General features: G+C 53.9%; 1 protein-coding gene. It reads left to right on the top strand.

The window, feature by feature from the left end; genetic code table 11:
• Positions 1-674 (top strand): GTP-binding protein (locus ABLU50_RS16220; RefSeq protein WP_305243982.1); only part of this gene is annotated, 674 nt, incomplete at both ends.

Below are 674 nucleotides of genomic sequence, written 5' to 3' on the forward strand. Positions count from 1 at the left end.
GACTATGTTAAAAACATGATCACCGGTGCTGCGCAGATGGACGGCGCGATCCTGGTTGTTGCTGCGACTGACGGCCCGATGCCGCAGACTCGTGAGCACATCCTGCTGGGTCGTCAGGTAGGCGTTCCGTACATCATCGTGTTCCTGAACAAATGCGACATGGTTGATGACGAAGAGCTGCTGGAACTGGTTGAGATGGAAGTTCGTGAACTGCTGTCTCAGTACGATTTCCCGGGCGACGACACCCCGATCGTTCGTGGTTCTGCTCTGAAAGCGCTGGAAGGCGACGCAGAGTGGGAAGCGAAAATCATCGAACTGGCTGGCCACCTGGATACCTATATCCCGGAACCAGAGCGTGCGATTGACAAGCCGTTCCTGCTGCCGATCGAAGACGTATTCTCCATCTCCGGTCGTGGTACCGTTGTTACCGGTCGTGTAGAGCGCGGTATCATCAAAGTGGGTGAAGAAGTTGAAATCGTTGGTATCAAAGAAACCGCGAAAACCACCTGTACTGGCGTTGAAATGTTCCGCAAACTGCTGGACGAAGGCCGTGCTGGTGAGAACGTAGGTGTTCTGCTGCGTGGTATCAAACGTGAAGAAATCGAACGTGGTCAGGTACTGGCTAAGCCGGGCACCATCAACCCGCACACCAAGTTCGAATCTGAAGTGTACAT

It is taken from the genome of Klebsiella sp. GG_Kp173, from assembly GCF_040062415.1.
In the GTDB taxonomy this organism is placed as follows: Bacteria; Pseudomonadota; Gammaproteobacteria; order Enterobacterales; family Enterobacteriaceae; genus Klebsiella; species Klebsiella quasipneumoniae.